Source organism: Lactobacillus sp. CA30L (assembly GCF_059900845.1).
The window spans coordinates 1-12353 of sequence record NZ_JBWXGB010000009.1 but is presented as its reverse complement, the minus strand read 5'-3'; the positions used below and the strand labels follow the sequence as shown (position 1 = coordinate 12353).

Below are 12353 nucleotides of genomic sequence, written 5' to 3'. Positions count from 1 at the left end.
ACAAATGGAAATTAAAATCGGCGAAAAGGCCTACAAACTCAATTTTGGAATCATGTTTCTACGCAAGTTGGACGCAGTCCATTATATCGAAGAGAAAGGAATAAAGATTGGTTTTGGCTTGAATTCAGTTGTCCCTGGCTTGATTTCAAAGAACGCTGCAACGCTGTCTGAAGTGCTCTATTACGCCTTGTGGCTGAATAAGGACAGGCCAACTCAGGCACAGGTTGATGAATTCTTAGAAAGTGATGCGGATGTTGAACAGCTCTTTCATGACGTATTAATTGAACTGCAAAAATCCAATGTAACCCGGAGCAGTATGAAAAATTTAAAAGGGAGTCTACCCGCGGTGGACAAAATCGCCGAGTAGACCAGGATTTTGAAGACAAGTACCATGAAATAGTTCTTAATTCACTTGCTTACTTGGGTTTCCATGATTTGGTGGATATCTATCGGATGACTATTGCAGAGTATGAGATCAGAATGGAAGCCTACAAGTTAAAACAGGCAGAAAAGATGAACGAAATTGCTCAGCAAGCGTGGCTTAATCAGATGGTCAAGAGTACGACTGGCAGTGCTAGTCATCCAAAGCCAAAGTTCAAACGAATAACTGATTTATTCGATTATCAGCGCGCAATCGATGATATTAGAGCTGATTTTGAGTTTGGATATCAAAAAAAAGCCTCGACTTCTCTGGCCGAAGAACGGTCCCGTATTTTTGCCAAGCGCCAGGCTGAATTTGAGCAATATTGGGATCAGGGTTTAATTAAAGAGAAGGGAGGTTAAACATGGAAGATTATACAGTTAAGGCTATCATTACAGCAGTTGATAAGGGTTTTACCTCAACGCTGGATAAGAGCCTAGCTGCAGTTGAAAAATTTGGCTCACAAGTTCAAAAAAATCTTGAGGCAACAGGCAAAGCAATGACTATTGCTGGGGCGGCAACCACGGCTATGGGAGTTAAATCGCTAAAATCTTTTGGTGATTTTGAAGCTTCGCTAAACAAGGCAGCGGTTGTTGCGGGTGGCACAGCTAAGGACATTAATAAATTGGCAGATGTGGCCAACCACATGGGTGCAGTATTGCCAATTAGTGCGCAAGAAGCTTCTGATGCAATGGTTGAAATGGCCCGAAACGGTGCTTCAGTTAAAGAAATTGTCAAGCTGTTTCCAGCTATTTCAGAAGCGGCTACAGCTGCAGGGGCTGATTTAACAGCGACGGCTGGAGTAGTCCAACAAGCAATGAATATCTGGGGCAGCAGCCTCAAGTCACCACAACAGGCCGCGGCAATTCTGGTTCAAACGGCCAATGCTTCAAATGCCTCTATTGAGGATATGGGACAAGCCCTGGCTACAGTTGGTGGCACGGCCGGACAAGCCAGAATCAGCATGGGCACCATTTCTGAAGCAATTGGGCTGTTAACAAACCGTGGTTTTAGTGCGGCACAAGCCTCAATGGACTTGAACCATGCCATTCTGCAAATGATGGCGCCATCGTTGGTTGCACAAAAGGCGATGAATCGTTTAGGTATCACCTTCACGGATAGTCACGATAGAATGAAGCCTTTAAAGCAAATCTTGCTTGAAGTTGCAGATGCAACGGACAAGATGGGTGATGCTCAGCAGACTGCTGCATTAAAGTCAATCTTTGGTACGGCCGGAATGCAGGCTATTTTACCGCTACTTCAGGCTGTCAAGAATAAGTCTGGAGACGCAAAGGTTTCTTGGGATGCATATTCTGCCGAGCAAGATAAAGTAGCTAGTTCAACTGCTAAAGCAACAGCTTTTCTAAGTGACCAAGCAAACGAAATGCAACAAAATATTGGTTCGAAAATTGAACAGGTTGGTGGCAACTGGGAGGCGTTGCGGAATAAAGCAATGGCCGCTGCCGGTGGAGTCAACGGTGCTCTTTTGGATATGATCAACAAGACACTGGATTGGGCAACACAATCTAGTAGTGGCGTAGCCAGTGTTATTAGGAGTTTCATTGGACTCAGCCCGGTGATTGGGCCAGTAATGACTGCTCTAGGGACCTTTTTCGTTCAATTGAAGAATATTGGTGCGGCCCTGGGAACTATAGTTTCACCTGCTGGGATAGCAATAGCGGCAGTGGCTGCACTAGGAGCTGCATTTGTCGCAATCTATAACAAGAGTGCAACACTACGCGATGCCATTCAAAACGTAATTAATGTTTTCAGCAGTGTATTTGGTCCTACTTTAAAGTCGGCAGGCAGTGCACTATCGACCTTAGGCACGCAGTTGGGCAATATTGCAACCGCTATTGGTGACACACTAGGTAATGCAATTAACAGTATTAACTGGCAGCCAATTGCTCAGGGTGCACTGACAGGTTTTACTAGCATTGGTACGTATATCAAAACTATTGTTAATAATTTAACCTCACTTTTGCAACCAGCAATTAGCTCAATTAATTGGAATGCTGTGGGTTCAACTGCTCAAGGCGTGTTTAATTCGATTAAAACGGCGATTTCTGTTGTAGTCAGTGTAATTAAGTCGATTGTAACAGCTATTGAGGGAGTAATCTCTGGCTTCCAACAGGTTGGAGCCATGCAGAGCGTTTGGTCGATTATTGGCAACGCAGTTAAAATTGTTAAGACTGCTTTTGATGGAATAGTTTCTATTATTGGCAATGTGGTAAATGGTTTTATTGAAGTCGGCAGTGCTCTGGGAGTATGGCAAGCACTAGGCAACATCATTGGCAATATCGTTAAAATTATTAGTTCAATAATAACTATTTTAACGCCAGTCATTACTTTTATTATTCAAGCAGTTACGCAGATCATTGCATTTTTAACACCAATTGTTGCATTTATAACTGGTATAGTTGTGCAGATTGTTAACGCTATTGTTTCTGCAATTACTGGATTGGTTACAACGATAACCACAATTATAACTACTATTCAGACAATTATTGGGACTGGAATCCAGGTTATTGCCACGATTATTAGTGCAATACTAACCACAATTGTTGCTGTTTGGACAGCTACTTGGAATACGGTCAAATCTGTCGCTACGACTATTTGGAACGGTATTAAAGCAGTAATCACAACGGCTATTAATGCGGTTAAAACGGTAATTACAACTATTAGTAATGCTATTAAGACAACTTGGACGACTGTATGGAATGCAGTAAAGAAAGTAACTACATCTGTTTGGAATGGAATCAAGTCAGTAATCTCAACCGCACTTAAAGCAGTCAAAACGGTTGTGACTACAGCAGTTAATGGAATTAAGTCGGTTGTGACTACAGCTTGGAATGCAATCAAATCGGTTACATCGACCGTTTGGAATAGTGTTAAGTCTGTAATAAGCACAGTGGCTCATGGAATAAAATCGGTCGTAACAACTGTAGTTAATTCCATCAAGTCAACAGTTACCAGTGTATGGAATTCAATCAAATCGGCTACTTCGACCGCCTGGAACAGCATTAAGACGGCAGTCTCAAATGCTGTTAATGCGGTTAAATCGACCGTAAGAGGAATGGTTAGTGTTGGTGAAAATTTTGTTAACGGAATGATCAAAGGTATTGCCAATGCAATTGGCAATTTAATTAATGCCGCCAAAAACATGGCTAGAAGAGCTGTAAATGCAGCCAAGAGTGCGTTAAGTGTTAATTCTCCTTCGCGTGTAATGCGTGATGAAGTAGGCTATTACTTTGTAGCTGGAATGGCTAAAGGTATTACACAGAATGCTGGGCTAGCTGTAAAAGCAGCGGCAACTATGGCCAGAAACGCTGTGCCAGAAATTGACCCTAATGCTTTTAATAACCAAATCAGTGCTTTAAATCATAATGCACAATCGATTTTAACTGGATCATTTGACCAGCAAATCAACGTGAAAAATCAGCCTGCATTTATCAACTTGACCTTAGGCAGCCATGACTATGAAACTTTTGTTAATGATATTAGCAAAAAGCAAGATGAGCACAGTATTCTAAGACAAAGGAGGCTCTAATGGAGCAATATCAATTTACTGGGTTGGGAGTGAACGAGCAGGGTGATCCGGCTTATTTACCACCTGAAGCAATGTTTATTGTGACTAATGGAGTTGGCGTACCGCTTGAAGACCAGATTGATGGTTATCAAACATTAAACGTAGCCGGCCGTGAATTAATAGCTTATTCATTAACTTCGCAGTCGGTTTCTGGTAGTGATGGAGAATTGTTTTTGGGCGCTGACTTGCCTAAACGTGAATTAACGATTAAATACCAATTAATTACAAGTTCAAATCAGGAATACAGAGAAAAATATGCGCGGCTTAACTATTTGTTGAATAATAAGCAGTTGCATTTTTATTTTTTTGATGATCCCCAATTTGAATATGTTGGCACTCTGTCGGAAGCAACTATTCCCAACACTGGAAGTAATGTGGTTAACAGTGAATTTACCATCACGCTGCTTGCCCCGTTTAAAAGACTTAAAAACAAGACAATTTATCATGGTGAGCAATCGATTAGGATTAATGAACCAGCTTACTATCTAACGGTCCCGGATAAAATTGAGCTAACAATAAAGTCGGCAAGCAATCACTTAGAAATTACTAACTTTGAACAGACCATTTCACTAACGGGCAGTTTCTCTGTCGGGGACAAAGTAACGATTGATTTTACCGGGGATGCACAAATACTGTTAAATTCAGTTAATCGGTTAGACATGCTGAATTTAAACAGTGATTTTGAAAACTTTGCGGTTAAGCAGGGTAGTATTGTTACTTGCACAAATAGTTCTGATCTAGTCCTGCAATTAAGGAGGAAAGAGCTTTGAAATTATTGTTATATGATAATCATGAAAATCTCTTTGCGATTAAAACAGAAGCCCTTAGCGCAAGTATTACCGAAGAAATTAATATTTACGATGAGTTGATTTTTTCATTCCCTAAAAACAAGCAGAATGTAATTGATATTAGCAAGACAATGTACATTGGCGTTCCAGTCGAACAAACGAACGATTACCGCTTGTTTAAAATCGAGCGTCCAAGTTTTGAAGATAGGACAATTAGTGTAACAGCAATTGAGAGTGCCAGTGATGACTTAGATGTTCAATCGTTTATCAAAGATAAACGTTTTAATGATGCCACTTTAAAAGATGCGCTTGATGCAATCTTTGACGGTTCAACATGGGCTTATGAGCTGCACGCAAAAAATGCAGGTGGCTCGACTAACTTCTATCGTTGTAGTCGTAAAGAAGCACTCAATAAAGTTGAAAAAAACTGGGGTATTGAAGTCCAATTTAGGTATCAGGTATCAGGGAATAAGATTGTCAAAAAAATTTGTTACGTTTATGACAATATTGGCCAGGATACGACCACCCGCTTGGTACAGGGGAAGAACGTAACCTCTTTTAAGTACGTTCAAGATCAGCGAACGCTTTATACTGCGGCTGTTGGTCGTGGCGCAGGTGTTGAAAAACAGAATGAAGCTGGTAATGATACCGGTGGCTATTCGAGGTCAATTGAATTTGACGATATTGAGTGGTCCAAGCAGAAGGGCAATCCGGTTGATAAGCCACTGGGCCAACTCTATGTTGAAATACCAGAGGCAACGCAAAAGTGGGGCTGGCTTGACAATAATGGGGTCAAGCAACCACGCATGACGGTCTTAGAATTCCAAAACGAGAAAGATAAGAATGAATTGCTCAGAAAAACTTATCAGGAGTTGCTAACTTTGTGTAATCCACAGATTGAGGTGCAAACGACCGTCGCCAAAGCTGGTAATCTAAACCTGGGGGATGTTGTAACGGCGGTTTCGTTTACGCCACAGCGGTTTACGGTTAAGTCCCGGGTAATCAAGATTGTGCGTGACTTGATTGATAACAATAATACGGAAGTAGATATTGGCAATGTTACAGTTAAAGCTGCAGTTGATAGGGAGCAGGAAATTTCTAACAATGTAACTCAGGCCGTTGAAACGGCTGACCAGCACATTGAAGAGTCAGACAAGAAGAACTTGTCACTATACGGCGAATTGCACCAATCATTGCAAGTCGAGGGTAAGGAGCGAGAAAAACTGCAGGCCGACTTAATGCAGAAGCTTAATATTACCAATTTAAAAATTGAAGATGTCAATAATCGTGCAGAAGAATTGGATGCTGATTTTCAACAAATTCGCAGTGAAATCGAATCTCCTGGTGCGGGACCAATCAAATTGCAGCGTGACCCGTACAATCCTGAAAACATTCAAGAGTTCAGAGCCGATAACTATGATGGATCATTTATGCGAATGAACGGTAATGGTCTTGAATTTGTTGGACCAGGTGGTGCATATAGCGCAATCACTAAGGGCAAAATTGCGGCCGATATGATTGAAGGTGTTCGTGTTCGGGCAATGGAGATTGACGCGTTACAGATGAATGGTTCTCTCGTATCAACCACACCGGGTGGTTCTATGACAGTTAGCATTGGGACTGACCCGCCGGGCAATCTGTGGCCAAATGATGGCGGTAGAGCAGTCTGGGTCAAGTCTTCGAACTATGAATCAATGCTGTCTTCCGGGCAAATTATGATCAGTGATGGCTATCATGTCACTTCAATTGGTCCTAATGTTGCCCGGATTGGAGATAGCACGGTTATCACGGCAAATAATATTTACCAGTATGTGAAAGCAAGTGCGTTAAAATGAATGATGAATTTAAAGTTTTGGCCGATGAAATGGCTGCAATTATTAGGGATAAGGTTGAAGTATTGGCTACTCTTCGTGTTGCTTATCAAAAGCAGAATAGAGAGTTGTCAGATACTAAAAAGCAATTAAAAGAATTACAAGACAAGTTGAAGGGAAGTGAACCATATGGTAGAAAATCCCAATAACCCGATATTAAGCCTTGATGTTCAAAAGATGCAGAGCTGGGTGGCTCCGGCAAAATTAATGTATCAAGGTGACAAAGGTTATAAACAACCTTTCAGATTAACTAATGCATGGAACGAGTATGATGTAAAAGCAGAAAATCTATGTTTCAGTGCAACTAAACCTGATGGTCAGGTTATCGAAGTAGAAAATGAACCGGAACGATTCACGGAAAAGGAAAATATTTGGTATTTTTTATTGCCAGATGAAATAACACAAAAAACAGGGTCAGTACCCTGTTATTTTTATGTTAAAGATAGTGCAAATGATATTGTTGCATCGACGACAAAGTTCAGTTATCAAGTTGAGGCTAAGTTTACGGATGAAGAGCGTTCGGTCAGCTATGTTTCGACGCTGGAAAGATTACAAAAGGTATTTGAAGACTATATTGAAAATGCCAAAGTTTCGATTAATGAACTAACTAGTTCGAGCAATCAAGCTAAACAAGAAGCGATTGACCGTTTAAACGAAACTGAAAAGAAGTTTAACGCTAAACTTGATGAAATGATCAAGCAATTCAATGAGTATCAAGGTAAGTACGATCAACTTTCGGCAGATTGGACTGCGGAACTAGCTTCAATTCAAGCAGCAGCCGAAAACGAGCGCACTGTCATACAAACAGCTGCAGATAGCCAGTTTGCTGCCAATAAGCATGCTAACGACGATGCATTGGCTAAACTAGAGGCAGATAAAGCAACCGCTATCAAGGCGGTAAGTGATGCTAGAGATACTGCTATTGCAGCAGCTAATAAAAAATTTACTGATAAATTAGCAAGCATACAATCCGATTACAATGCCTGGAAAGCTTCAGCAACCACTGACTTTCAGAAGCAGCTGGATAAGCTGGGTTCTGAGCTAAAAGATGATGAAAAAGCTCAGGCTGATTTAGAAGCTGCTATCAAGTCTGCTCAATCCGCAGTCGATAAAATTCAAGATGTTGATTTCACTAAATTCGCACACAAAGATGATTTGGACAACTACTATGATAAGCCGACCATGGACAAAAAATTAGCTCAGGCTGGCAAACTAAAACAAATCAGCGTTAATGGTGGCCCCGCTGTGAGTCCTGATGCTACCGGGGTGGCTAGCATCACTGTGCCTGATCCGGATTTATCTGGTCTTGAAACAAAGGCTGATGCTAAGGCTGCAAATGATGATTTAAAAACCGAGATTGCTGCAAAGGCTGATAGTAGTGCTTTAGACACTTTAGAAACCACAGCAGACGCAAAAACTGCCCATGATAATCTTGAAGAGGAAATTACTAAAAAAGCTGATAGTAATGTTTTAGATAACTTTGAGACCAAAGTTGATGCCAAAACAGCACATGATAGTCTAGATGGTATGATTGAAAGCACTATGCAAGATGTGGCTGATTTGAAAAAGAACACGCAAAACGTACAGATTAAGACGTTTGCAACAGAAGCTGAAGCGATTGCCTGGGCAAAAAATGGACCAGCTAATGGTCAAATTAGATTTGGTGCAATAACAGGGTAGGTGATTTGATGATTATTAATGGTAAAAACGCAAAAGAAATAGTGGCTAATGGAGAAGCCTTTTTTAAAAACAACAATTATGTTGGAATGCAATTTTCAAGTAGCGGAGTAAATATAAATTTTGATTTTAATAGTGGATATTATGATGGAATGGCGGTTAACTTAAAGCACTTCAATGCTGTAGATGGCACGATTACAGGTCAGTTTACAACAAATAAAATTTTATATTTAATAATTCAAGATGTTAAATTTAAGCAAGTAGTGGTTAAGTCATTTGTCCAACCACTGGCATCATAATTACAGAAAGAGAATTAAACAATGGCAGAATGGCAAGATAAAGCTGAGGAAGTAAAACAAAAGATTAGTGAAGATAGTATCTGGGTGCAAGTTGCTTATATATCGAATAATGATACTAACTGTGAGCCGATTTTATTAACCAAGAAACGAGAAACAACAGTTTACCCCATTGTGGTAGAAGTCCCGACAGGTTTAAACAATCCAAAATATAATTGGCGTACACATCAGTGGGAAGATATGGATGCTGCTAGCATGAGTGGCCGTTTAACCGATGCGGAAAAGACAATCGCATCCCTTAAAGATACGGTGGCTACAGTTACCAAGGAAAACTCTACACTTAAAGATACGCTAAAAACTGTGTCAGAAGGTCAAGCTAAACATAGTGAACAGTTAGCGCAAACATTGCAATTAGTCGCACCTTTGCTAGCCACTAATGGAGGTGATAATAATGCCTAATATTTTTAAGAAATTAGCAAAAGAGTATTTTATCGAAGGGCTGTACACCGCTAAGATAATCGCGTCGTTTGTCGAATATAAAACATTAACCCCACAGGATTATCTGAATATAACTGGAGAACAATATCCGGCGAAAGAGTAGGTGATGATTATGTTGAATCATAAGAGGAATAGTATCAGAAACAATATTTATGAGAATTATGAGCAAGCAGTTGGTAGTATTGCTATTATTGCGATAGCTGGATCTTTACTGTTGGACCGTAACTACTTCACGTGGCCGCCTGAATTACGGTTCTTGATGAACGCAGAATGGCTAGACGTGATTATTTTAGGAATTGGTGTAGGTCTGCTGCTATGCGTTTTAAACAATAATAAGTATAAGGCGCTGCAACAGGTATTATTAATCTTGGCCAGCACGGTAATGATTGTCCTAGCGGTAACGCAGGTTTGTCACGCGGCTTTTGCGCAGCAATTACAGATGGGCCACACGGTGATTGGCGATGTGGTAATTATTGCATTGTTATGGAAGGCAGCGCTAGAAAGTTAGGAGAGTGATCACTTGCATGACCTGATTACTGATATACAAGTGATTTCGGCGACAATAGGCGCATTAGCAACAGCGTGGGCCGTTTTCCATAAGTCGAACCGCGAAACCTATGCAAGCATAATTGAAGAGCTTAAAAGCGAGCGGGATGAGTACAAAAATGAATATCACAGTGAACATAAACAGCGTTTGAAGCTAGAACAAGAACTCAAAGATATAAAGAACACTAAGCAGTTAAGCTAGTGTTCTTTTTGTATGGAGGAATTTTAAAAATGAATCAAATTGTAGGTTATTTTAATATCGCATGGCCGTACATTGTACTAGTCGCGGTCGGCATCGTAGCAATCTATTCATACGCCAAGCAGCACAACCCAGCTTTAGCTGAGAAAATGCAGTGGCTATACAATATTGCACAGTACATTGTTACTCAGCAGGCAACGCATGACGATAAGTCTGGCAGCGACAAGAAAAAAGATGCTACGGCAGCATTGCTTGAGCAGGCCAAGAAGGCCAAGGCTAAGATTACCTCAGAAACAGCAAAAGGTATGATCGAAAAAGCTTATCTTGATACACAGAAAAACGATGTTGATTCCGATATTTCAGATATTCAAGGCATAGTTGATGATGAAGAGCTAATTGAAAATCCTAGAGCTAACACACCAGTTGAAAATGTAGAGGTGGATAGCGATGACACAGACACTCAAGAGTAGAAGTTACTTAACTGACGTATCAATGTTTCAAGGCAATAATGTTGCCTATCCATACTCTAAAGCAACAATTATCAAGCTTTGCCAGTACAACTATCCGAGTTATAACTATGCTCGCGCTAAGGCCCAAATTGCATCCAGTAAAGCTCGCGGTTTACTAACTATGGGTTATTTTTATGCAACCTTTTCCAATAACGTGGCTCGAGCTAAAACAGAAGCTGAGTTTGCTTGCAAGAAGGCCAAAGAGCTTGGCTTACCGGATGGTACTTACTTAGCAGTTGACTGGGAAGGTGGTAGCGGCAATATTATTAATGCTGGTATTCGTAGCAGCACTACTGCAATTTTGGCAGCAATGGCTGTGATTAAGTCACATGGATATACACCACTGTTTTACTCTGGCGCATCGGCAATGCGTAATCAGGTTGATTACAGAAGTATCGTCAAGACTTACGGCAATTGTCTATGGGTAGCCAGCTATCCAACAATGGCAGCTGTTAACACCGCTAACATGGCATACTTTCCATCAATTGAAGGTGTGGCAATTTGGCAATTCACACCCAACTACCGGGGACTAAATGTTGACGGCAATATTAGTGTTTTGCCACTAAAAAATGGGGCAGGTAGTACAGGAGGAGCAAAGAAGGAAGATGATGACATGAATGTACATCCCGTTGCCAAATGGGACATTGAACGTGTCTTTGTGGTAACTAATAAAAAAGGCTGCGGTTTATATAACAGTCCTGATTTGAAGCATAAGATTAAAACTTTAGCAAAAAGTAGCATTTATAAAGTGTTTGATGAAAAAGGCGGAGCAATTAAGATTGGTAAAAACCAATGGGTCGATGGTCGTGCTGGTTTTACCAAGTCAAATCCGATTGCCACACATAGTAATATTGGCGGTCGCGTTAAGATCGTTTTGCCCAACACCCACGCATTATATAGTCCGACAGCTAACAGCAAGAAAGCTTACAAGCTAACAATTAATGCAATCTATCGTATAGTAGGGCGCAAGGGTAGATTCTTAGAGCTGAAAGACAAATACAAGGGCAAGACTGTCTATGTAACAGGCAATCGAGCTTACGTATTATTTTAAAAAATAAATAGAGCCACTCTGGACAGAAGTCTGGAGTGGCTTTTTTGTTGAAATTAGTTTTAATTAAATTGAAAAGTATATAGTTAAAGTAGATAATTAAATTAAGTATTTTTAAATGTGAGTAAGGAGATAATTATGAATATTACTTACGAAAAAGATTGGCGTGCTATAGTGCCCACATTATGCTGGAGTTGGATTACTGCTTTTATCTTAGCCATTCCAAAGTTGATCGATATTTACACTACAGATTATTATTTTGATAATCAAGCAGGGGTAGTTGTTTATAAGCATGGGTTAATTAACAAAAGGCAAGAAACCATTGATCTTTACCGCGTTAAAAATATTTCATCAAGAGAAAATCTATTTAGCGGTGGCTCTATTTATGTTACATACACTGATGGATCTGTAAAAACTCTCCCTTATATAAAGAATGCAAATGAAGTTTCCATCAACTTAAGAAATATTGCTAATGCAAAACGTACAGAACAGGGAGTTAAGCCGATAGAAGTATTGGATTAATAGGGCTAAGGTAAAGGTTATCTTGTAAGTTTGTAATAAAAGACATTTTTCAAAACAGAAATAGCATTCTAGGACATTCCTAGGGTGCTATTTCTTGATTTGAATAGTTAATATATGCAGTACGAGATTTCCAAATTTGTAAAAGGCTATTAAGATGATAGAATAACTATTGGCAATAGTCCAAATGATTCTAAAATATTAGTTACACAGCTTACTATTTAAGTTAGTGCTAGCAATTTTGGGGACACAAAAGGGACAGAAATTTTAAAATAATTCGAATTTTAGTGAATTTTAACGAATTTAAAAATCGCGCAATACACTGATACAACAGTATATTGCGCGATATATCAATATTATAATTATCTATTTTTCATAATCGGTTGGTAGAA

General features: G+C 39.9%; 15 protein-coding genes. All 15 read left to right on the top strand.

What is annotated here, in order from left to right; all coding sequences use genetic code 11:
* The first annotated feature begins 4 nt into the window (after positions 1-4).
* Positions 5-367, top strand: a complete 363-nt coding sequence (locus AC2JF8_RS08505; protein ID WP_500762703.1) for a tail assembly chaperone — start codon at positions 5-7, stop codon at positions 365-367.
* Positions 368-453: 86 nt separating this feature from the next.
* Entirely contained in the window at positions 454-783 is a 330-nt protein-coding gene (locus AC2JF8_RS08500; protein WP_500762702.1) for a hypothetical protein, read from the top strand.
* Between the two features lie 2 nt (positions 784-785).
* On the top strand, positions 786-3971 hold the full coding sequence (locus tag AC2JF8_RS08495) for a phage tail tape measure protein (RefSeq protein WP_500762701.1): 3186 nt from the start codon (positions 786-788) through the stop codon (positions 3969-3971).
* Positions 3971-4780 (top strand): distal tail protein Dit, encoded by an 810-nt coding sequence (locus AC2JF8_RS08490; RefSeq protein WP_500762700.1) that lies wholly within the window; start codon positions 3971-3973, stop codon positions 4778-4780. The genes AC2JF8_RS08495 and AC2JF8_RS08490 overlap by 1 nt, the downstream gene beginning before the upstream one ends.
* On the top strand, positions 4777-6633 hold the full coding sequence (locus tag AC2JF8_RS08485; protein WP_500762699.1) for a phage tail spike protein: 1857 nt from the start codon (positions 4777-4779) through the stop codon (positions 6631-6633). Before AC2JF8_RS08490 ends, AC2JF8_RS08485 begins: the two co-directional genes overlap by 4 nt.
* Positions 6630-6818 (top strand): hypothetical protein, encoded by a 189-nt coding sequence (locus AC2JF8_RS08480; RefSeq protein ID WP_500762698.1) that lies wholly within the window; start codon positions 6630-6632, stop codon positions 6816-6818. The genes AC2JF8_RS08485 and AC2JF8_RS08480 overlap by 4 nt, the downstream gene beginning before the upstream one ends.
* Positions 6799-8349: a hypothetical protein gene (locus AC2JF8_RS08475; protein WP_500762697.1), complete on the top strand. Its 1551-nt coding sequence runs from the start codon at positions 6799-6801 to the stop codon at positions 8347-8349. Before AC2JF8_RS08480 ends, AC2JF8_RS08475 begins: the two co-directional genes overlap by 20 nt.
* A gap of 8 nt (positions 8350-8357) precedes the next feature.
* Complete coding sequence (locus AC2JF8_RS08470; protein WP_500762696.1) at positions 8358-8645, top strand: hypothetical protein; 288 nt, start codon at positions 8358-8360, stop codon at positions 8643-8645.
* Positions 8646-8666: 21 nt separating this feature from the next.
* The gene (locus AC2JF8_RS08465) at positions 8667-9101 is read left to right on the top strand and encodes a hypothetical protein (RefSeq protein ID WP_500762695.1); all 435 of its coding nucleotides are present in this window, start codon (positions 8667-8669) and stop codon (positions 9099-9101) included.
* Positions 9094-9243 (top strand): XkdX family protein, encoded by a 150-nt coding sequence (locus tag AC2JF8_RS08460; RefSeq protein WP_500762694.1) that lies wholly within the window; start codon positions 9094-9096, stop codon positions 9241-9243. Before AC2JF8_RS08465 ends, AC2JF8_RS08460 begins: the two co-directional genes overlap by 8 nt.
* 9 nt (positions 9244-9252) lie before the next feature.
* Positions 9253-9648 (top strand): hypothetical protein, encoded by a 396-nt coding sequence (locus AC2JF8_RS08455; protein ID WP_500762693.1) that lies wholly within the window; start codon positions 9253-9255, stop codon positions 9646-9648.
* A gap of 12 nt (positions 9649-9660) precedes the next feature.
* Positions 9661-9888: a hypothetical protein gene (locus AC2JF8_RS08450; protein WP_500762692.1), complete on the top strand. Its 228-nt coding sequence runs from the start codon at positions 9661-9663 to the stop codon at positions 9886-9888.
* A gap of 29 nt (positions 9889-9917) precedes the next feature.
* Positions 9918-10355 (top strand): phage holin, LLH family, encoded by a 438-nt coding sequence (locus tag AC2JF8_RS08445; protein ID WP_500762691.1) that lies wholly within the window; start codon positions 9918-9920, stop codon positions 10353-10355.
* Positions 10333-11445 carry a GH25 family lysozyme gene (locus tag AC2JF8_RS08440; protein ID WP_500762690.1) on the top strand — a complete coding sequence of 371 codons (1113 nt, stop codon included), beginning with the start codon at positions 10333-10335 and terminating at the stop codon, positions 11443-11445. The genes AC2JF8_RS08445 and AC2JF8_RS08440 overlap by 23 nt, the downstream gene beginning before the upstream one ends.
* Before the next feature lie 135 nt (positions 11446-11580).
* Positions 11581-11964 carry a PH domain-containing protein gene (locus tag AC2JF8_RS08435; protein ID WP_500762689.1) on the top strand — a complete coding sequence of 128 codons (384 nt, stop codon included), beginning with the start codon at positions 11581-11583 and terminating at the stop codon, positions 11962-11964.
* Positions 11965-12353: the final 389 nt, after the last annotated feature.

Coding starts and splice junctions, on each gene's coding strand:
- AC2JF8_RS08495 (WP_500762701.1), top strand. CDS start 786: ATGGAAGATTATACAGTTAAGGCTATCATTACAGCAGTTGATAAGGGT.
- AC2JF8_RS08445 (WP_500762691.1), top strand. CDS start 9,918: ATGAATCAAATTGTAGGTTATTTTAATATCGCATGGCCGTACATTGTA.
- AC2JF8_RS08470 (WP_500762696.1), top strand. CDS start 8,358: ATGATTATTAATGGTAAAAACGCAAAAGAAATAGTGGCTAATGGAGAA.
- AC2JF8_RS08455 (WP_500762693.1), top strand. CDS start 9,253: ATGTTGAATCATAAGAGGAATAGTATCAGAAACAATATTTATGAGAAT.
- AC2JF8_RS08500 (WP_500762702.1), top strand. CDS start 454: ATGACTATTGCAGAGTATGAGATCAGAATGGAAGCCTACAAGTTAAAA.
- AC2JF8_RS08435 (WP_500762689.1), top strand. CDS start 11,581: ATGAATATTACTTACGAAAAAGATTGGCGTGCTATAGTGCCCACATTA.
- AC2JF8_RS08475 (WP_500762697.1), top strand. CDS start 6,799: ATGGTAGAAAATCCCAATAACCCGATATTAAGCCTTGATGTTCAAAAG.
- AC2JF8_RS08440 (WP_500762690.1), top strand. CDS start 10,333: ATGACACAGACACTCAAGAGTAGAAGTTACTTAACTGACGTATCAATG.
- AC2JF8_RS08460 (WP_500762694.1), top strand. CDS start 9,094: ATGCCTAATATTTTTAAGAAATTAGCAAAAGAGTATTTTATCGAAGGG.
- AC2JF8_RS08490 (WP_500762700.1), top strand. CDS start 3,971: ATGGAGCAATATCAATTTACTGGGTTGGGAGTGAACGAGCAGGGTGAT.
- AC2JF8_RS08465 (WP_500762695.1), top strand. CDS start 8,667: ATGGCAGAATGGCAAGATAAAGCTGAGGAAGTAAAACAAAAGATTAGT.
- AC2JF8_RS08480 (WP_500762698.1), top strand. CDS start 6,630: ATGAATGATGAATTTAAAGTTTTGGCCGATGAAATGGCTGCAATTATT.
- AC2JF8_RS08505 (WP_500762703.1), top strand. CDS start 5: ATGGAAATTAAAATCGGCGAAAAGGCCTACAAACTCAATTTTGGAATC.